An 18,496-nucleotide genomic window follows, 5' to 3' on the forward strand; every position below is an offset into this window, starting at 1 on the left:
TGCAGGTTGCTGCAACCCGCACCCGCTCTCCTGTAGCACGCTCTGACCTCGTGGTGCTCTCGCACCGCACGGAAGCGTCGCCGCAACAACGCCGGAGGGAGCCTCGGGTGCGAGTCAGAGTCCTGGGACCGATCGAGGTGTCCGACGGCGAGACCTGGTCGCCGGTGGCGGCCGCACGCTGTCGCGCGGTGCTCGGAACGCTCGTCGCGCACGGACCGCGCAGCGTGCCGGTCGAGAGCATCGTGCACGACGTGTGGGGTGACTCACCGCCGCCGTCGGCCGCCGCGCAGACCTATGGCTACGTGCACCGGCTGCGCCAGCTGCTCGGGGACCACGACGGCACGGCCCTGCGCCGGTCCGACACCGGGTACCTCCTGGTCGAGCAGCACGCGGGCGTCGACGCCCGGCACTTCGAGGCAGCGGTCGCCGACGGGCTGAAGGCGTTCGACGACGGGAGCTTCGAGCAGTCCGCCGAGGTCTTCGAGCGGGCCCTGTCCTGGTGGCGGGGCGACCCGTTCGCGGGTGTGCCGTCGGGCGGAGCCGCCGTCGAGCTGACGCATCGGCTGACGAACCTGCGGACCGCCGCCGTCGAGCGCAGCTTCCAGGCACGGATCAACCTGGGACGGCACCGGGCGGTCGTCGAGGAGATCGAGGCGCAGATCGCGGCGTCCCCCTTCCGGGAACCGTTGTGGCGGCAGCTCCTGGTCGCCCTGTACCGCAGCGGTCGGGCCGCCGAGGCGCTCCAGCAGTACGACCGCCTGCGCCGCACGTTCACCGAGGAGCTCGGCACGGACCCGAGTCCCGCGACCCGGGCGATCCACCAGCAGATCCTCGACGAGACGCTGCCGCTGTCCGCGCCTTCCTCCCGTACCGCGACGGCGCCCTCCGGCGAGGGCCGGCCGGCTTCGACCGCGGAGAACCAGCGGGTCGTGCGCCAGCTCCCCTCGGACGTACCGGACTTCAGCGGGCGCGCGGCCGAGACCGACGCCGCGGTCCGCACCATCACGACGCACGACCGCCCCGGCTCGCCCGTCGTCCTCGTGCTCCACGGCGCGCCGGGGGCGGGCAAGTCGAGCCTCGCCCTGCACGTGGCGCGCCTGGTCCAGGACCGATATCCCGACGCACAGTTCCATCTGGGCCTGGCCGGCACGACCAGCAGCCCCCGCGGGGCCGACGAGCTCCTGGCGGCGATGCTGCGCGGCCTCGGCGGGTTCGGGCACCCGCTGCCCACCAGCCCCGACGACCGGGCCGCCCTGCTCCGCTCGCAGCTCGCCGAGCGCCGCACGCTCGTCGTGCTCGACGACGCGGCGCACGCCGGTCAGGTCCTCCCCCTTCTGCCGCCGAACGGCCGTTCCGCGGTCATCGTGACCAGCCGCCGCATGCTCGCGGACCTGCCCGGGGCCCAGCACCTCCAGGTCGACGCGCTCACCCCTGCCGACGCGGACGCGCTGCTGGCGCGGATCGTGGGCGACGAACGGGTGGCACGTGAGCTGGCCGACGCCCAGGCCATCGTGCGGCTGTGCGGGTATCTCCCGCTGCCGATCCGCATCGCCGGCGCCAAGCTCCTGAGCCGCTCGGCCTGGCCGCTGCGCCGGCTGCGCGAACGGCTGGAGGACGAGACCCGGCGGCTGACCGAGCTGAGCATCGGCGGACTCGACCTCCGCGCGACCCTGGACCTCTCGCTGCGCTCCCTGTCGGACGACGCCGCCCTGGCCTTCGACCTCTTCGGCCTCCTCGGGCCGGGCGACCTGCCGGGCTGGGTGTTCGGCGCATTCCTGGAGACCGGCGCCTGGGAGCACGTCACGGACGAGCTCGTCGACGCCGCGCTCCTCCAGCAGGTCCGCTCCGACGCGGTCGGGCAGCCCCGCTACCAGATGCACGACCTGCTGCGGGTCTACGCGCGGCAGCGGGCGCGGGACCGTGGGCCCGATACCTGCCGGCTGGCCGTGCACCGGGCCGTGCACAGCTGGACCCTGCTGGTCGACAAGCTGCGCCGGAACCGGCCGCACAGCCTCTTCGACCCCCTGGACGAGCCGCGGTCCGCTCCCCCGGCGGCCTTCCCCGCCTGGCTCCCGTACGACGAGGAGAACCCACCGGACCAGGCCATGGGGACGGCGTGGACGGCCGTCGAACGCCAGTCGCTGCTCGATGCCGTGGGGCTCGCGTGCGCGCACGACCTCGCCGACGACGCCGGGCGCCTGGCCGGTCTGCTCGGCCCGCTGTACGACCAGCACGCCCTGTACGAGGACTGGCGCACGAGCCACCAGACCGTGCTCGACCACCCCGACGTCGACGACCTCGCGGCCGCCGCCCTGCGCCGAGGCCTGGGCCAGGTCCACATCTACCTCGGGGACTTCGCGACCGCCGCCGAGTTCCTTCGCGACTCCCGGAGCACGTACCAGCACCACGGTCATGATCTCGGCGCCGCCCTGGCGCACGCCAGCCTGGCCAGCGTCCACCGGTGCCGGGGAGAGCACGACGCCGCAGAGACGACGCTCCGCGAGGCGCTCGACGTCGTGGCCGCATCCGGCGACGCCCCGAAGGAGGCGCTGCTCCGCGGTGCACTGGGCCGGATCCTCACCACCCAGGGCAGGCTCACCGAGGCCCGTACGTGGCTCGACGACGCCGCGACCCTGGCCCACCGCATCGGGGACACCCACCGTGCGGCCGTCATCCTGCGCGACCTCGGAACCCTGGAGCTGGCCGACGGACAACCCGCCGCGGCCCTACGGACCCTGGAGCACGCCGCCCAGATCTTCTGGGACCTGAACGACGAGCGCTGCGCGGCCAAGACCCTGCTGGAGACGGCACCCGTGCTCGTCGCCCTGTCCGAGCGCGAACGAGCGGTCGCGTCCCTCACGGAGGCCACCGCGTACTTCCGCAGGCACGGCCTGCACGACGACGAGGCTCGTTCCCGACAGCTGCTGGCCGACGTCGCCGAGGCTCCTGGCGGCGAGGACCCTCGCTCACCTCGTTGATGGCCGAGGTGAGTGGTCACGACATCCGTCGCGTGACGCGGCCCATGACCTGGTGGTCGGGGCAGGGCCCCCACCGGCGGGAGTCGACGCCGCGGGGGTTGTCACTGAGCAGGACGATGTGGCCCGCGGGCACGCGCCCCTCTCCCCTGTCCCAGGGGGCCGGGTCGATGCCGTCGGGCCATGGTTCGCCGCCGGTCGCCGCCACACGTTTGATCAGCCAGCGCCTGCCCAGTGGCAGGCCCGACCGCTGCGCGGGCGCCGTCGTCGGCCATCCGTGCTTCACATCGGGCTTGCGCACGACGACGACGTCACCGCGGGCGGGCGCGCGCCCACCGCGCCGCACGAGCACACGGTCACCGGGCTCGTACGTGGGATGCATGCTCGTGCCGTCGACGGCGACGACGACGTAGTGGTGTCGCAGGTGCCGGTACCCGGCCGACCCGGCAAGCACCGCTCCGGCCAGCGCGAGCGCAAGGACCACGGCCGTCCCTGTCATGCGGACACTCCTTCCCCGGCCGGGACCGGGTCCTGGTAGCCGGTCGCCTGCAGCGTGAACAGGCGGGCGTACTCGCCGCCCGCCCGCATGAGTTCGTCGTGCGTGCCCTGCTCGGCGACGACGCCGCCGGCCAGGACCACGATCTGCTGCGCGTCCCGGACCGCACCGAGCCGGTGCGAGACCAGCAGGGTCGCGGTCCCGGTCCGCAGAGTGCCCAGCAGGTCGCGGACCTCGTTCTCGGCCTGCGGGTCGAGGCCCGACGTCGGCTCGTCGAGCACCAGCAGGTCGCGGCCGGACCGCATGAGCGAGCGAGCAAGCGCGAGGCGCTGCCACTGACCGCCGGACAGCGTGGTGCCCACCGACGTCGTGTCGTCCCCGACCTCGTCGTCGTTCCAGAACGCCCGGGACAACATCGTGTCGTACCCGTGCTGCAGCCCGGCCACGATCCGGTCCGCACCCGCTGCACGCGCCGCGGCGTGCACGCGGGCGTCGTCGTCCAGGTGCTCGAGCGCGCCGAGCGCGATGTTCTCGCGTGCGGACAGCTCGTACTGCACGAAGTCCTGGAAGACGGCGCTGACCCGGGAGCGCAGGCCGTCGACGTCATACCCACGGATGTCGGTATCGTCCCACAGGATCGCGCCGCGGGACGGGTCGTACATGCGCATCAGCAGCTTGACCAGCGTGCTCTTGCCCGCGCCGTTCAGGCCGACGACGGCGACGGAACCGCGCACCGGGATCGTCATGCTCACGCCGCGCAGCACCCAGGGGCCGTCGTCGGTGTAGCGGAACCAGACGTCCTCGAGGCGGATCTCGTGCTCGAGCGGGCGGGCGGGGACGGGGGCGGCGGGGGCGATCAGATCCTGCGGGGTGGCGAGGACGTCGTCGTAGTGCGCCACGAGCAGCAGCGTCGAGTGGATGCGAGCGAGGCACATGACCAGGCCGGCGGCCGCACCCTGGACTCCCCCGGTCGCACCGACGAACGCGGTGACGTCGCCGGCGGTGAAGTCGCCGCGCAGCGCGCCGAGCACCACCCAGACGAGACCACCGCCGGAGACGACGGCGCCCGCGACCATGAGCGGGGCGTGCGCGAGGAAGGTCTTGCGGTCGAGGCGCTCCTCGGCGGCGTTGATCGCGCGCAGCTCCCGGTTCATGCGGCCGGTGAGGAAGCGCCCGGCGCCGAAGATCCGCACCTCGGCAGCCGCGACGGGATGCATCATGAGGTCCTGGTAGAAGGCCAGGCGCCGCGAACGCGGGCTGATGCGCCACAGCACGTCGGCACGTTCCCGGTTGAGGACGAGCTGCACGATCAGCCCCGGCATCGCAGCGACCACGACGAGCACGGCGACCACGGGACTGATCATGACCAGCACACCGAGGGTACTCGCGATCGTGATCACGCCGCGGACCGTCCCGAACAACGAGTCGATGACCTCGTCGGGCGCGTCGGAGGCGGACGTCTGGGCCATGCGGAGCCGGTCGCGGAATGCCGGGTCCTCGAAGTGGCGCAACCCGGACAGCCGTGTGACGGTCGTGAACAGGCGAGACGTGACCAGCAGGGTGACGGCGCGGCGGATCCGGCCGTTCACGTACTGGCTGACGTGCGACATCAGCGCGCCCGCGAGGGTCATGACCGCGAGGCCTACCACGATCAGGACGGGACGGTCCCTCAGCGGCTGCGGCACGCCGGGAGCGTCGGAACCGAGCTGGAGGACGTCGAGCAGCCACTTGGTGGCGAGCACGCCGCCGGCGGGGAGCAGCGCGTCGGTCAGCGTGACGAGTACGAGGACCGCGAGAGCACCGGGCGCCGCCTGGGCCCCCAGGGCGGCGACCCGGAAGGCGCGGACGGTGCCGGAGCCGATCGCGGTCAGCGCGCGGTGACCGCGGCGGGGCCGGGTGTCGCCGCCTGATACGGCGTCGCGCCCGGCGCCGTCGTCGTCCCTCATGCCGGCACGAGTACGGTGTCCAGGTCGCTGACCTCGACCCCCGAGCGCGTGACCTGCCCGGACCCGTCCACGAGGACGAACGCCGGGTAGCCGCCGGCGTCGAACGGCAGATCGATCGCGTCGCGCCGGTGCACGACGACGGTCACCGTGTCGCCGAGCGTGGCCAGGTACTCCTCGCGCTTCTCCGCCTTGCCGTGCTCGTCGTCGTGCACGACGAACGCGATGACCTGGTGCGGGGTGAAACCCTCGCGGCGGGTCATGTCGACGAGCGGCTGTAGTTCCTTGGCGCAGGTGCTGCAGCTGGTGTCGAAGAAGGCGTAGACGGCGGTGTCGCCGTATCGGTCCTCGTAGGAGATCTCCTCGCCGGTGGTGGTCGTGGCGGAGAAGGGGCGGATGGCTGCGCCGGCCTTGACCTCGTCCAGGTCGGGGAATGTGGGCTTGCCGTGCGCGTGCCCGGCGTCGGCTGCCGGTGCGGTACGGACGCGGCGCGCGATCGCCGCGGTCAGCACGAGGTTGAACACGGTCAGGACGCCGAGCAGGACGACGGCGGCGGTGAGGACTGCCATGGGAGGCTCCGTTCTCCGGTGGATCAGGGTGGTTCAGCGGGTAGGAACGCGCGTGCCGGAACGGCGCGGGTCCGGAGGGGCGAACACGTCGACGACGTCGTCGAAGAAGTAGGTGAGTGCGGTGACCGCGGCAGCGCCGACGATGGCCAGTGCGGCGGAGCCGAGGTCCGGAAGCGGGTCGGCGACGGCGTCGGATGCGGCCACCAGGCCACCGACCGCCAGCACCGTGAGCGCGACGTTGCGGACGACGTGCGGCCAGCCGAGCGACGTCGTGCTCCTGCCGAAGCACGAGCACGTGACCGCGGCGCCGGTCGCGGAGTAGAGAGCGATGCCCGTGAAGCCGGTGAACATCAGCGCCGCGGCGGCCAGCGCGGGAGCGGCGACAGGTGCGAGGGGCGGGGCGATGGCCACGAGGAGCGCAACGGCCAGCAGGATCTCGACGCCGATGTGGAGCGAGGACACCACGTCCACGGGCAGACGGCCGAGCAGACCGGGCGCCCGGTCCAACAGTGCCTTCCAGGTCTCCCGATTGGCATCGCCGCGCACCTTCGCGACGCCGGACGCGAGCAGAACGCCGGCAACGGCCAGCTGCAGGAACAGTGCGAGGGTGACGAGCAAGGGTGAACTCCGCGGAGGTAGTGATCACATCGAGTCGGGGGACTGCCGCCATGCGCCGTCGCCTGGCGGCAGCTGGGTCAGCAGCCGCAGGAGTAGTACGCCCAGCTGGTACAGGGCGAGCTGCAGCCCACCGGGCAGTCCGTGAACAGCCGTGGCCTCACCAAGACACCGGAGGGGCCACGGCTGCTCTGCCCATCGGCCGTGGGTACGACCGATCGACCTCAGCAGACGGCGCTGCAGCTGATGTTCCTCCAGGCGGTGCACGTGCCGGCCTTCTCGCACGTGGAGCCGCTGTAACACGTACGGGCCTGGTGGAGGATCCCGGAGGTCCCGCTCGACGTGAAGCACCGTGTATAGCATCGGTACTGAGTCGAGGAGGTGCAGAGGGCCTCGGCCACCTCCTGAGGCGCGACCTTCTGCAGCATCGCCTCACCAACCCGCGCGAACAAGTTGCTCATGGTTCCCTTTCTCTCCGTGAATGCTGATGACGCCATTAATCCAGCCTGTCGCCCGGACCACCAGGAACGGCAACCGGCACATTCACCGGCAGAACGGCCGCGGCTCACAACAAGACCGGTGGAGCAACGATCCACGGGTCAGTCGTCACCTGTCCGTCGGCACGACAGAAAGATTCTCAGGCGCAGCAACCGACGGTGGCCCAGGAGGTACATGCGGTGTGGCAGTTCGTCGTCTGCTGGTAGCAGTAGCGCTTCTGCCACCTGTGCGCGCCTGTCCCGCATACGGTCGTGTTACAGCGGTACTGGTAGTAACCGGAACAGGCGGCCTCGGCCGTCTCGTTCCGTGCCGCCTTCCCGAGGATTGCGTCACCGAACTGCGTCAACAGATTGCTCATTCCACTCCTTCTTTCGTCAGGGTCTTGCGCCGGCGTTCAGCAGCAGCCGTTGTCGGCCCAGGCGGTGCAGCTGGGCGGGCAGGAACCCGTGTAGCAGGCGCGCCGCTGACGGTTGCCCGTCGTCTGCGGCTGGGCGCGACACCTTTCGCTGGACTCGCACCGGTACTGGTAGTTGGTGATGCAGACGGCCTCAGCCGTCTGCTCCGGGGCGATCTTCTGGAGGATCGCGTCACCGAACTGCTTGACGAGGTTGCTCATCCCGCTCCTTCTTTCTCCGGCATTGCGGACGGCACCATTCGATCCAGCCGACGGCCATGGCGACCAGGAAGTTCGACCGGCAACTTCACGGCAACTTCACCGGGAATGGCACCGGCCGGCGCGAAACCGGGTTCGGCATCGTCCAGCGGCTGACGTCGGTGAGCGGCTCGATGTCCTCGTCGAAGCCAGCCTCCTGGACGAACTCCCGCACCAGGCCGTGCATCGTGTACTGGTCCGGTAGCGGCTCTTCGAGCAGGTGCGCCGAGGTCAGCTCAGCAAGCACACGATGAGCGGCCCGGGGCGTCAGGCTCCAGGACGCGGTCAAGGCGGCTCTGGCCATCCGTCCCTCCGGAAGCGCGCTCGCGAGGTGGAGGCAACGCGCGGCCTGCGGGGTGAGCCGCCGGTACGGCTCGGCGAAGACGGTGCGCAGGTCGCATCCGGCGTCGTCGGCGGTGTGGAAGGCGGGCGCTGCGCTACCGGACCGGGTTCACGGCGCCGTACGCGGCAGGCGCGTCGCGTCCGTCGTCCTCGACACGGCCGACGGCCGGTGGTTCTTCGGCCGGACCGCCTGGACCGGCTACGCCGTCGCCGCGCTGTTCTCCCTGATCACGCTCGCCGTGCGGCCGGACCTGCTCCCGCTCTCGACGGACGCGCTCATCGTGGCGGACTTCGGGATCAGCGCGCTCGTCGTGCTCCCTGTGGGCTGGTCGATCACCCCGCTGCACGAGTACTGGCACTGGCTCGCGGTGCGGGCGCTGGGCCTGCAGTCGAGGTTCGGGATCAACGTCCGGTACGGGGTCCTGCTCGTGTTCGAGACGGACCTGACGCAGATCTGGAGCGTCGAGCGGCGCCGACGCTACGGGCCCCAGCTGGCCGGGATGGCGGTCCAGGGCGTGCTGCTGGCCGTGACGCTGCTCGCCGAGGTGCTGTGGCGCGACGCGCCGTTCCTGCGGCTGCTCGTGCTGCTCAACCTGGCGACGCTGTTCTGGCAGGCCATGATCTTCCTGCGCTCCGACCTGTACGCCGTCCTGGTCACCGCTACGGGGTGCACCAACCTGTGGGAGACGACCCAGCTGCGCGCGAAGGCGATGTTCCGCCTGATCAGCACATCGGAACGGCACCCCCTGGACGACGCCTCCCCGGCGGACCGCCGGGTGAGCCGATGGTTCGTCCACGTGTGGTTGATCGGACCGGTGTTCGCCTTCGGCTACCTGGTCTGGTACCTCCTCCCCTGGATCGGGCAGGCAGCTGCCTGGACCGCGGCGGGGCTCACCACGTCCCCGGCTTCCGGCACGTTCTGGTGGACCGTCGCATCCGCCGTCGCGCTGTTCGGTCCGCTCGCCCTCACGGCCGCCGTCGCGACGAAAGCAGGGATCAGGGCACTGCGGGCGCACAGGGACCCCGGGTAGTTGACCCTGCCCTGACGGCATGGTCTGAAGTAGCGCTCGGCCGTCCGATCCGGCGGCCCTGTCGACCACTTCACGGAGCATGCGCATGCGACTCTTCCGGCACGCCCTCCAGACCATCCAGGCGAACCGCCGCGCGTATCTCGCCCTGAACGCGATCCTGTACGGCTCGGTCCTCGCCGGCTTCGCGGCGGGCCTGCTCCTACCCGACCTGGCCGCCGCACAGAGGGAGTCCTTCGAGGGCAGCGACTCGGCCGACCTGATTCGGTCCCTGCTCGAGAGACCCTGGCTGTTCGCCCTCGTGATCCTCGCCAACAACGTCCTGCGAGCCGGCCTGCTCAACCTCGTCCTGCCGTCGATGATCGTGCCGTTCGCGGGGATCGTCTGGTACACCTACGTCCTGTTCACGGTCGGCCTGATGCTCGCACCGGTCAACCGGGACGGCTGGCTGACGCTCGTCCCGCACTCGCTCACCGTGGTGATGGAGGTTCAGGCCTACGTGCTGCTCTCGCTCGGGGTCTATCTCCTCGGCAGGGCGTGGATCTGGCCGCGGGCAGTCGGTGCCGGGAACCGTCGGCAGGCCTACGTCGGCGGGCTGCGCCAGCTCGGCGTGCTGAGCGTGCCGGCGCTCGCCCTGCTCGTGGTCTTCGCGCTCTACGAGTCGCTCTCCGTCATCCACCTGGTGCCGTTGCTCACGGAGGGCTGAGCGCTCAGGCGCCGTCGTCGCCGGGTCGGCACTACTCGAAGTAGGTCGGGTGGTGCGCCGCGCAGCGCGGGTTGAACGCGGCGCTGCAGCGCGGGCAGGACGGCGCCCCGCGGTACTCGGCGATCGTGAGCTCCGTCCGGCACACCCCGCAGAGCACGGCGCGCTCGTGGCCCGATCCCGCGGACCACGGGCGCGAGGCGTGGTCGGCGGTCTCGTCGTGGCAGGAGTAGCACGGGTAGTACCGGCCGCAGCAGACGAACCGGATCGCGATCACGTCGAGCTCCGTCCGGTAGTGGACGCAGCGCGTCTGGTCGTCCACGGTCGGCCCGTGCACCGCCGGGGTCATCGCACACCCCTGGCGGTCAGCGCGTCGCCCAGCCCGTCCGCGTGCTTGAGCGCGACGACCAGGAACGGGAGGGCGAACAGGCGCAGGCTCCGCCCGCCGCCGCGGGCCCGCTGCGCCTCGCGGACCTCGCGCTCGATCCGCGCGAGCACGGGCAGCGTGCTCACTGTGACCGCCACCGTCAGGGCCGCCCGGTCGGGGTCGATCCGCAGCAGCGCCAGCGGCCGCAGCGCCCGCTCCAGCACGTCGAGCAGCTCGCCGAGCGGCGTCGTCGACGTGAGCAGCCCGCTGATCACCACGGCCGCGGTCACCCGGGCGACGTTCGCGACGGCGTCCTCGGGGCCGGCGAACACGAGCTGCCCGACGGCGATCACCACGATCATCCAGCGCACGACGACGAGCTGCCGGACGAGCTCGCGCATCCCCGCGCCCGGCACGCCGTAGCAGGCGACGCAGACCGCCGCGGTGACGCCCGCGCCCCACCAGCTCGACGGGAGCAGGCACACGCCGAGCACGACGAGCATCAGCACGACCGCCTTGGGCCCCGCCGGCAGCCGGTGCCACGGGCCGTCGCCGGGCCGGTACAGGGTCAGCACGCCAGCTCCTCCTCGTAGGCCTCGACGATCGCGGCGGGCGCCCCGACGGCGGCGATCGTGCCATCCTTGACGAGCACGGCGCTCTCGCAGCGCTGGGCGAGGGCGAGGTCGTGCGTCACCAGGAGCAGCTTGTGCTCGCCGTCGGCGAAGAGGTGGTCGGCGACCCGCCGGGCGTTGCGCGCGTCGAGGTACGCCGTCGGCTCGTCGGCGATCACGAGGTCGGGGCGGCGCACGAACGCGCCGCACAGCGCGAGGAGCTGCTTCTGCCCGCCGGACAGGTCGTGGGACGCCCGGTCGGCGACGTCGGCGAGGCCGAACCGCCGCAGGGCCTCGTCGACCCGCCGGTCCCTCTCCTGCCGGGGCAGCTTGTCGGAGCGCAGCGAGAACGCGACGTCCTCCGCCACGGTCGGCATCACGATCTGGGTGTCCGGGTTGCTGAACACGACGGCGACCCGACGGCGCAGCCGGGCGGCGTCGCGGGCCGGGTCGAGACCGAGCACGCGGACCGTCCCGCTCGTGGCGTGGGCGAGCCCGCCGACGAGCCGCGCGAGGGTCGACTTGCCCGACCCGTTCTCGCCGACGACGGCAACCGTGCGTGCGTCGAGCGAGCACGTCACGCCGCGCAGCACGTCCGTGTCCCCCAGGCGCACGCCGACGGCATCCAGATCGAGGTAGCTCATCGGACCACCTCGACGACGGCCGCGACACCCATCCCGCCGCCGACCGAGGCGGCGGCCACGCCGAGGGACCCGCCCGGCGCGCCTGCGCGGACCAGCCGGCTGAACAGCCGCACCATGCCGACCGCGCCGCTGGCGCCCCACGGGTGCCCCAGCGCGAGGGCGCCGCCGTCGGCACAGACCCGCGGGTCGTCATCCGCCAGCCCGAGCCGGTCGAGCACCGCCAGCGACTGCGCCGCGAAGGCCTCGACGATCTCCACCGCGGCGAGGTCGCCGATCCCGACACCGGCGGCGTCGAGCGCCGCGAGCACGGCCGGGGCCGCGCCGATCCCCGGCAGGGCCGGGTCGCAGCCGACGACCGCGTGCCCGCGGACCACGAGGCCCGCGGCGTCGCCCCTGAGCCGGCGCGGGACGACGGCGACCGTCGCGGCGCCGTCGCTGATCCGTGTGGACGTCCCCGCGGTGACGGTGCCGCCCGGGAAGAGGGGGCCCAGGCGGGGCAGCAGGGGTTCGGCCACGCCGATCGAGTCGTCGGCGAGCACGCCGTGCACGGGGACGAGCTCGGCGTCGAACCGTCCGCCGTCGCGGGCCGCGCGGGCTCGCTCGTGACTGCGGGCGGCGTGCGCGTCCTGCCGCTCCCGGGTCAGGGCGTCGGCCCGGGCGAGGTCCTCGGCCGCCTGGACCATGTCCGGGTCGGGCCAGCCCGACGGCGTGAACGGGGCCCGGTCGTAGGGCACGCCGTCGAGCGATCTGGTCGGGGCGGTCGACGCGCTCTCGACGCCCCCGGCGATCCGCGGCCGGTCGTCGCCGGCGCGGATCGCGGTCACCGCGTCCAGGACGGCGGCCAACCCGCTGCCGCACTGCCGGTCCACGGTCACGCCCGGCACGCCGGCGCCGAGCCCGGCGGCGAGCGCGGAGACGCGGGCGGGGTTGCCCCCGGGCCCCAGGCAGTTCCCGAGCACGACGTCGGCGACCGTGAGCGCCTGCCCGGTGGCAGCCGCGGCGTCCGCGAGGGTGGCCCGGATGACGGGGCCGGCGAGCTGTTCCACCCTGACCTGGGCGAACGCCCGGCTGCGGGTGCCGATCGGGGTGCGTCGCGCGGCGACGACGACGGGCTGCTCAGCCAAGCCGGCTCACCTCGCCCGAGCCGATCCGGCGCAGCACCTCCGCGCGGGCCGGCTTGCCGGACGCCGTGCGCGGCAGCGGACCCGCGAACCACACCCGGGGCCGGTGGGCGGGGGCGAACCGGGTCTCGGCCAGCGAGCGCAGCCGGCTCGCCGTGGGCGGCGGGGCGTCGTTGTCCAGCTCGACCATGGCGGCGACGAGGGCGCCGACCCGGGGCGTGGGAATCCCGAAGACCACGGCGTCGGCGACCCCCGGGAGCGCGCGCAGGCCCGCCTCGACCTCGTCGGGGACGACGGTGGCGGACGCGGTGAGGATGGCGAAGTCCGCGCGCCCGCGCACGGTCAGCGTTCCGTCGTCGTCCACGGTCGCGAGGTCGCCGACCGTGCTCCAGGCGCCGCCGGTGCGCAGCGGGCCGGGCTCGCCGAGGTAGCCGAGGGCGGTGTAGGGCGAGCGGGCCCACAGCTCGCCGTCCCGCACGTCGATCTCCACCCCGGGAAAGGCCCGCAGGCCACGGCCGTCGTCGACCGCGACGAAGGAGAGCTCCGCCGCCCCGTAGTACGCGACGACCCGGATGCCGCGCGACTCCGCGTCCGCGCGCAGCCGCGCGTCGAGGTGGGAGCCACCGATCAGGGCCGTCCGGAGCCGTGGGGCGGCGCCGGCGTCGAGCAGGGCGCGCAGCGCGTGGGGCGTGCCGTGGACGAGGGTGGCCTCCTCGGCGCCCGGTCCGCCGGGGAAGACCGGCCGTGGGCCGCCCCCGAGCGCGTGGGCCAGCGAGAACAGCGTGAGGGACGACGCCGGAGGGGCGGGCAGGAGGATCTTTTCCGCACGCCCCGTGGTCTGGAGCAGGCCGGAGACCGCGGCGAACGACCGCTCCCACGACGCCGCGGTACGCAGCACAACGCGCGGGGCGCCGCTCGTGCCGGAGGTTGCCGTGGCCCAGGCCGCGCCGTCCGGGACCGGACCGGCGACGAGCTCGTGCACGGCGGCCCAGTGCGCCGCGGGCCACCGGTCGTCGCCGACCAGCGGGATGTCGCCGTCGGCGCGCACGGCGCGGATACGGTCGAAGATCTCGTCGGGCGCACCACGCAGCACCACGATGCGTGCGGTCATCGCGTCGCGTCCGGGGCCGGGGCGTCCTCGCGCCGCGGTGGGAGCCACGTGCGCCGGAACGCGCGGGGGTACGCCCGCAGGAGCGACGTGACGGTCAGGGTCGCGAGGGCCGCCTTGACCAGGTCGCCGGGGACGAAGACGAGGCTGGTCAGCGCGGTCTCCCCCAGGGACAGGCGCGTCACCAGGCTCTGCACCGGGATGCCGAACGCGTAGACGACCACGATGCCGCCGACGAGCATGGCGGCCGCCGTCCGCCAGACGGCAGGCTTCCGCGCAGAGGCGTGCACGATCAGGCCGGTCACGAACGCCCCGGCGACCCAGCCGGCCAGGTAGCCCGCGGACGGCCCGACGAAGACGCCGACGCCGCCGCGCCCTCCGGCGAGCAGCGGGAGGCCCACCGCGACGAGGGCGAGCAGCACGGCGACGGCCAGGGCGCTCAGCCGCGGCCCGAGGACCGCGCCCGCGAGCATCACGCCGAACGTCTGCGCGGTGATCGGGACGGCGCCGAGCACGCTGAAGCTGCCCGGCAGGCCGAGCGCCGCGATGATCGCGACGAAGACGGCCAGCCGGGCGATGTCGGTCGCGTCGATCGCCCGACGTCGTGGGCTGGGTGCTTCGGGCATGGCTGTGGTCTCCTGGTGAGAAGGTGCACTGAACGGTGTTCACCTGAACGGCGTTCATGAATATAGTGGCAACATGGTGGCTTCGGTGAACTCGCGTCGACGGAGCCGCGACGACGTCGCCGAGATGGCACTGCGCCTCCTGGACGAGTACGGCCTGCCCGACCTGACCATGCGACACCTGGCGACCGCCCTCGGCGTGCAGCCGAGCGCCCTGTACTGGCACTTCCCGAACAAGCAGGCGCTGCTCGCGGCGGTCAGCGAGCGGATCCTCGCGCCGATGGCCGAGGTGTCGGGCGACGGGACGTCCATGCACGACGCCGTGCGTGTGGTCGGCACGAGGATGCGTGCGTGCCTGCTCGCGCACCGGGACGCCTCCGAGCTGGTGTCGAGCTCGCTCGCCCTCGGGCTAGTGAGCTCACCCGTGCGGCCACGGCTGCTGGACGCCGCCCGCCGCCAGGGCGTGCCCGACGCGCTGGCCGAGGTGGCCGCCGAAGCGGTCATGCACTTCGTGGTCGGCTTCACCTTTCACGAGCAGCAGCGCCTGGCCGCGGACCAGCTCGGGCTGCTGCAGGAGACCGACGCCGCACGCCTGGAGGAGGCACGCGTGGGCTCCCCCGTCGACAGTGACTTCGCCGAGGCGCTGACGATGATCGCGCACGGCCTCGAGGTGTCGATCGCCCAGCACAGGGAAGTGCAGAGGCAGGTGCAGCACCAGACGTGACGCCCCGGAACCTGAGGACCGTCCCTCCCGGCGCCCCGTCCGACGGGGACCTGGTCCGCGCCGCGCGGGCCGGCGAGACGAGTGCGGTCGGCCTCCTCCTGGCCCGGCACCGACCCGCGATGCTCGCGGTCGCGACCGGCGTGCTGGGTCACGTCCCCGACGCCGAGGACGCCGTCCAGGAGGCCGCGCTCGTGGCCCTGCTGCGGATCGCCGACCTGCGGGACGTGGACGCGGCGGGACCGTGGCTGAAGTCCGTCGTGCGCAACGCATGCCGGATGCGGCGGCGCGCGCGGTCCGACCTGCCCCTGGACGAGCAGCACGCGGACCGGCTCCCGGGCGTCGAGCCGGACCCCGCGGACCTGCTGGACCGGTACGCGAGCCGCGACTGGTTGTGGGCCGCGCTCGGCGAGCTGCCCACGGACCTGCGGCTGACCCTCGTGCTGCGGCACCTCGGCGGGCTGCCGGCCTACCGTGACATCGCGACGACCCTGCAGATACCCGTCGGCACGGTTCGCAGCCGGCTCGCGGAGGCCCGGCGACGCCTGGCGACCGCGTTGCTCGCCACCGCCGAGGCCGCGCACGACGACGTCGCCGCCACGACTCGCGCGCGACGCGGCGAGGCCGCCGAGATGCTGACGGCGGCCGACCAGGGCGACTTCGGCTCGGTGCTGGGCGACGCCTGGTCGCCGCTCGTGGAGTCGACGTGGCCACGCGGACACACCACGACGGGGCACGACTACATCCTGCGGGCCATGGCGGCGGACGTCGCCGACGGCGTGCGCCATCGGCTCGCCGACGTCGTGGCCGGTCATGACCTCGTCCTGTGGGAGATCGAGCTGCTCAGCCCGCCGGAGGACCCGGAGCACTGCCCGCCCGGCGCGCTGTGGGTGCTCCGCCTGGAGGACGGCCTGGTCCGGCGGGCCCACCTGTTCCACCGCCCGCGGGTGTGACGCACCTCACTCCCCTGGCACCGAACTTCCTGGCGCCGGGGAGCATCGTGCAGGTGTGAACACACGGACGACGGACCCGACCGAGCTCGCGGAGAGCATCGAGGCCGAGATGATGTACCGCTACGAGACGAACGCGCCGGCCCTCGCGCAGGAGGGGCTCGGGATCGCGACGACCCGGATGGGCGGCGGCGTGGTGCTGTCCGCCCGCCTTGACCCGTTCGACTACTGGAGCAAGGCGCTCGGGTTCGGGTTCGCGGAACCCGTCACGCACGACCTGGTCGACCGGGTCGTCGCCTTCTATCGCGAGCACGGCACACCCACCGCCGTCCTCCAGGTGGCGCCGTCGGTGCTGCCGCCCGACTGGGCGCGGATCCAGGACGCGCACGGGCTGCAGCCGGCAGGATCGTGGCTGAAGCTGGCGGCGCCGGTCGCCGACGTCCGGGCCGAGGCCCGCACCGACCTGCGGGTGGGACCGGTCGGCGAGGCCGACGCGCACGAGTGGGCCGCCGTCGTCGCCCGGGCCTTCGGCATGGAGAACGCCGCCATGGTCGCGATGCTCGCCGAGAGCGTGCGGCACCCGGCCGCCACCCCGTTCGCCGCCTGGGACGGCGACACGATCGTGGCCGGCGCGAACCTCTACGTCCACGGCGCGGTCGCCTCCCTGAACTCCGGCGCGACGCTGCCGGACCACCGTGGCCGCGGCGCCCAGTCGGCGCTGATCGCCGCACGCCTGACCGCCGCGCGTACCGCCGGCGCCACCTGGGTGGTCTCCGAGACCGGTGCCCCGGCACCGGGCGAGCAGAACCAGTCCCTCGCCAACCTGCGGCGCGCCGGCCTGCAGGTCCGCTACGCACGCCAGAACTGGCGCTGGCGCGCCTAGTCGCTCCGGCCTGGTCAGTCCAGGTGCCGCAGCTCCGGCCACAGGGCGTCCCAGCCGCCCGCCGGGCTGCGGCACTCCAGGATCGACACGCCCTGTTCCTCGTTGTCGACGCCCACACCGTTGTCGAGCCGCCCCCGGACCGCGCACCCCTCGAACCGGTGGTCCCAGGCGCCGGGGGCCTCCGTGAGGACCAGGGCGACGGTCGAGGACGCCGGCGGCGGCCCGTACTCCCACAGCTCGTTGTGCCCCGAGTACACGGCGGGCAGCCCGAGCTCGGGACCGTACCGGTCCACGGCCCCGGCCTCGCCGTAGTTCTGCGTCAGGATCACCGCCCGGTCGCGGTCCTCGGCGGGGAGCGCCGCGTGCACGTCGGCGACCTGCCGTACGTACTCGGGCCAGCCGACGGCGTCCTGCGCGGCGGAGTTGATGTCGGGGATCGGCGTGCTGCCCAGGGCCGCCACCGGCACCAGCGGCAGGCTGATGACCAGGCAGATCGTCGCGTTCACGGCCACCGTCACGACGACCGCCCGCCGCCAGGTGGTCCCGGCCCAGTCGACGACCGGCACGCAGCCCGCGGCGAACAGCACCGACAGCAGGCCCGTCGCGTAGTACGTCTGGGACCCGGCCAGGTAGGTGAACGCGAGCAGCACCGGGTAGGCGACCACCAGGAAGCGCAGCAGGGGCCGACGGCGCCACACCCACACCAGCCCCACGAGCCACACCAGGGTCAGCGGCACGCCGAGCGTGAGCGCCTGGAACAGCCACATCTCGCTGCGCACGTCGGCGGCGTTGTTCTCGCCGAGCGCCGCGCCCATCGCGAGCTGCGGCCAGCCGTTCGTGGCCTGGAACACCACGTTCGGCAGGCCCACGAGGAGCGCGACGACGGCGCCGGCCCACGGCCAGGGGGTGGCAAGGGGCCACCGGACCACGGCCTTCGAGTCCCGCAGCGCCCGCCACGGCCACGCGACGACCAGTCCCAGCAGGATCCCGCCGAGCAGCGCCACCACGAGCAGCTTGTTGTACAGCGCGACTCCCGTGACCAGCCCGGCGGCGAGCCACCAGCGGGGGTCGCGCTGCACGGCCCGGATCACGCACAGGAGCACCGCCGGCCACATGAGCAGGTCCAGGCTGGACGTGAGCAGCGTGTGCGCGAACGCCACGGGGATCGCAGCCGTCGCGTATCCCCAGGCGGCCAGCGCCTGCGCTCCCGCGCGCCCGCCCAGCTCACGGGCGACGAGCGCGATCACGACGATCGCGGCCAGGTGCGCGAGCGTCGCGGGGATGCGCATGACGAGCAGCGTGTCGCCGAACAGCTCGGCGAAGGTCCGCGCCAGCCACGGTGTCAGCGGCGGCTGGTCCACGTAGCCCGAGCCCGGCGCCAGCATGCGGAAGTACAGCTCGTCCCGGTGATACCCGTACCAGGTGCTCGTCACGGTCAGCAGCACACCGAGCACCAGCACAGCGGCACCGACCGGACGCCACGCCACGGCGGGCAGCGGGCCGGTGGGCCGGACCTCGGCGGCGTCGGCCGGGCCTCGGAGCGAGTCGGGTGGTGCGGACGCGTCCGCCATGGTCGGGAGCGTACCGACGGCGCCGGGCGGCGCGCCAGGAAACGCCGCGCCAGGAGACGGGTGACCCGGACTGGCC

At 73.3% G+C, this 18,496-nt stretch carries 19 protein-coding genes; 6 read left to right on the plus strand and 13 right to left on the minus strand.

The features are described from left to right. The first annotated feature begins 107 nt into the window (after positions 1-107). Positions 108-2,978 (plus strand): AfsR/SARP family transcriptional regulator, encoded by a 2,871-nt coding sequence (locus ACZ7LE_RS24945; RefSeq protein ID WP_470405910.1) that lies wholly within the window; start codon positions 108-110, stop codon positions 2,976-2,978. 16 nt (positions 2,979-2,994) lie between these two features. Here ACZ7LE_RS24945 and ACZ7LE_RS24950 read toward each other — a convergent pair whose 3' ends face one another. The 6 genes from ACZ7LE_RS24950 to ACZ7LE_RS24975 form a co-directional block, all read right to left on the minus strand. Beyond that, positions 2,995-3,474, minus strand: a complete 480-nt coding sequence (locus ACZ7LE_RS24950; protein ID WP_470405911.1) for a S26 family signal peptidase — start codon at positions 3,472-3,474, stop codon at positions 2,995-2,997. Continuing rightward, the gene (locus ACZ7LE_RS24955; RefSeq protein ID WP_470405912.1) at positions 3,471-5,417 is read right to left on the minus strand and encodes an ABC transporter ATP-binding protein; all 1,947 of its coding nucleotides are present in this window, start codon (positions 5,415-5,417) and stop codon (positions 3,471-3,473) included. Before ACZ7LE_RS24955 ends, ACZ7LE_RS24950 begins: the two co-directional genes overlap by 4 nt. Next, positions 5,414-5,983, minus strand: coding sequence for a TlpA family protein disulfide reductase (locus tag ACZ7LE_RS24960; RefSeq protein ID WP_470405913.1), 570 nt, complete (start codon positions 5,981-5,983; stop codon positions 5,414-5,416). Before ACZ7LE_RS24960 ends, ACZ7LE_RS24955 begins: the two co-directional genes overlap by 4 nt. Positions 5,984-6,016: 33 nt before the next feature. Next, complete coding sequence (locus ACZ7LE_RS24965) at positions 6,017-6,601, minus strand: MauE/DoxX family redox-associated membrane protein (protein ID WP_470405914.1); 585 nt, start codon at positions 6,599-6,601, stop codon at positions 6,017-6,019. A gap of 889 nt (positions 6,602-7,490) precedes the next feature. Further along, positions 7,491-7,712: a hypothetical protein gene (locus ACZ7LE_RS24970; RefSeq protein WP_377227561.1), complete on the minus strand. Its 222-nt coding sequence runs from the start codon at positions 7,710-7,712 to the stop codon at positions 7,491-7,493. A gap of 85 nt (positions 7,713-7,797) precedes the next feature. Beyond that, positions 7,798-8,052: a hypothetical protein gene (locus tag ACZ7LE_RS24975; RefSeq protein WP_470405915.1), complete on the minus strand. Its 255-nt coding sequence runs from the start codon at positions 8,050-8,052 to the stop codon at positions 7,798-7,800. A gap of 82 nt (positions 8,053-8,134) precedes the next feature. On the opposite strand from ACZ7LE_RS24975, the gene ACZ7LE_RS24980 reads away from it, so the two are divergent. Together ACZ7LE_RS24980 and ACZ7LE_RS24985 are read left to right on the plus strand one after the other, a co-directional pair. Next, positions 8,135-9,121, plus strand: coding sequence for a hypothetical protein (locus tag ACZ7LE_RS24980; protein ID WP_470405916.1), 987 nt, complete (start codon positions 8,135-8,137; stop codon positions 9,119-9,121). Between the two features lie 85 nt (positions 9,122-9,206). After that, a complete protein-coding gene (locus ACZ7LE_RS24985; RefSeq protein WP_470405917.1) occupies positions 9,207-9,824 on the plus strand; it encodes a hypothetical protein in 618 nt (205 codons plus the stop codon). Positions 9,825-9,855: 31 nt separating this feature from the next. Here the strand turns inward: ACZ7LE_RS24985 and ACZ7LE_RS24990 are convergent, their stop codons facing one another. The 6 genes from ACZ7LE_RS24990 to ACZ7LE_RS25015 are packed head-to-tail and all read right to left on the minus strand — an operon-like array spanning position 9,856 to position 14,298. Further along, positions 9,856-10,170 carry a CHY zinc finger protein gene (locus ACZ7LE_RS24990; protein WP_470405918.1) on the minus strand — a complete coding sequence of 105 codons (315 nt, stop codon included), beginning with the start codon at positions 10,168-10,170 and terminating at the stop codon, positions 9,856-9,858. Next, on the minus strand, positions 10,167-10,763 hold the full coding sequence (locus ACZ7LE_RS24995; RefSeq protein ID WP_470405919.1) for an energy-coupling factor transporter transmembrane component T family protein: 597 nt from the start codon (positions 10,761-10,763) through the stop codon (positions 10,167-10,169). The genes ACZ7LE_RS24990 and ACZ7LE_RS24995 overlap by 4 nt, the downstream gene beginning before the upstream one ends. After that, complete coding sequence (locus ACZ7LE_RS25000; RefSeq protein ID WP_470405920.1) at positions 10,757-11,443, minus strand: energy-coupling factor ABC transporter ATP-binding protein; 687 nt, start codon at positions 11,441-11,443, stop codon at positions 10,757-10,759. The genes ACZ7LE_RS24995 and ACZ7LE_RS25000 overlap by 7 nt, the downstream gene beginning before the upstream one ends. Continuing rightward, positions 11,440-12,567, minus strand: coding sequence for a thiolase family protein (locus ACZ7LE_RS25005; RefSeq protein ID WP_470405921.1), 1,128 nt, complete (start codon positions 12,565-12,567; stop codon positions 11,440-11,442). The genes ACZ7LE_RS25000 and ACZ7LE_RS25005 overlap by 4 nt, the downstream gene beginning before the upstream one ends. Next, positions 12,560-13,675 carry a class I adenylate-forming enzyme family protein gene (locus ACZ7LE_RS25010; protein WP_470405922.1) on the minus strand — a complete coding sequence of 372 codons (1,116 nt, stop codon included), beginning with the start codon at positions 13,673-13,675 and terminating at the stop codon, positions 12,560-12,562. Before ACZ7LE_RS25010 ends, ACZ7LE_RS25005 begins: the two co-directional genes overlap by 8 nt. Next, positions 13,672-14,298 carry a biotin transporter BioY gene (locus ACZ7LE_RS25015; protein WP_470405923.1) on the minus strand — a complete coding sequence of 209 codons (627 nt, stop codon included), beginning with the start codon at positions 14,296-14,298 and terminating at the stop codon, positions 13,672-13,674. The genes ACZ7LE_RS25010 and ACZ7LE_RS25015 overlap by 4 nt, the downstream gene beginning before the upstream one ends. A gap of 85 nt (positions 14,299-14,383) precedes the next feature. Between ACZ7LE_RS25015 and ACZ7LE_RS25020 the strand changes: the two genes are divergently transcribed. Genes ACZ7LE_RS25020 through ACZ7LE_RS25030 form a run of 3 tightly spaced genes read left to right on the plus strand, consistent with a single transcriptional unit; the run spans position 14,384 to position 16,849 of the window. Then, entirely contained in the window at positions 14,384-15,019 is a 636-nt protein-coding gene (locus ACZ7LE_RS25020; protein ID WP_470405924.1) for a TetR family transcriptional regulator, read from the plus strand. Next, complete coding sequence (locus ACZ7LE_RS25025; RefSeq protein ID WP_470405925.1) at positions 15,016-15,969, plus strand: RNA polymerase sigma factor; 954 nt, start codon at positions 15,016-15,018, stop codon at positions 15,967-15,969. The genes ACZ7LE_RS25020 and ACZ7LE_RS25025 overlap by 4 nt, the downstream gene beginning before the upstream one ends. Positions 15,970-16,024: 55 nt before the next feature. After that, positions 16,025-16,849: a GNAT family N-acetyltransferase gene (locus ACZ7LE_RS25030; protein ID WP_470405926.1), complete on the plus strand. Its 825-nt coding sequence runs from the start codon at positions 16,025-16,027 to the stop codon at positions 16,847-16,849. Positions 16,850-16,863: 14 nt separating this feature from the next. On the opposite strand, the gene ACZ7LE_RS25035 is transcribed toward ACZ7LE_RS25030, so the two are convergent. Continuing rightward, complete coding sequence (locus tag ACZ7LE_RS25035) at positions 16,864-18,420, minus strand: glycosyltransferase family 39 protein (protein ID WP_470405927.1); 1,557 nt, start codon at positions 18,418-18,420, stop codon at positions 16,864-16,866. Between the last annotated feature and the right edge of the window lie 76 nt (positions 18,421-18,496).

The organism is Promicromonospora sp. NPDC110617 (genome assembly GCF_055598465.1).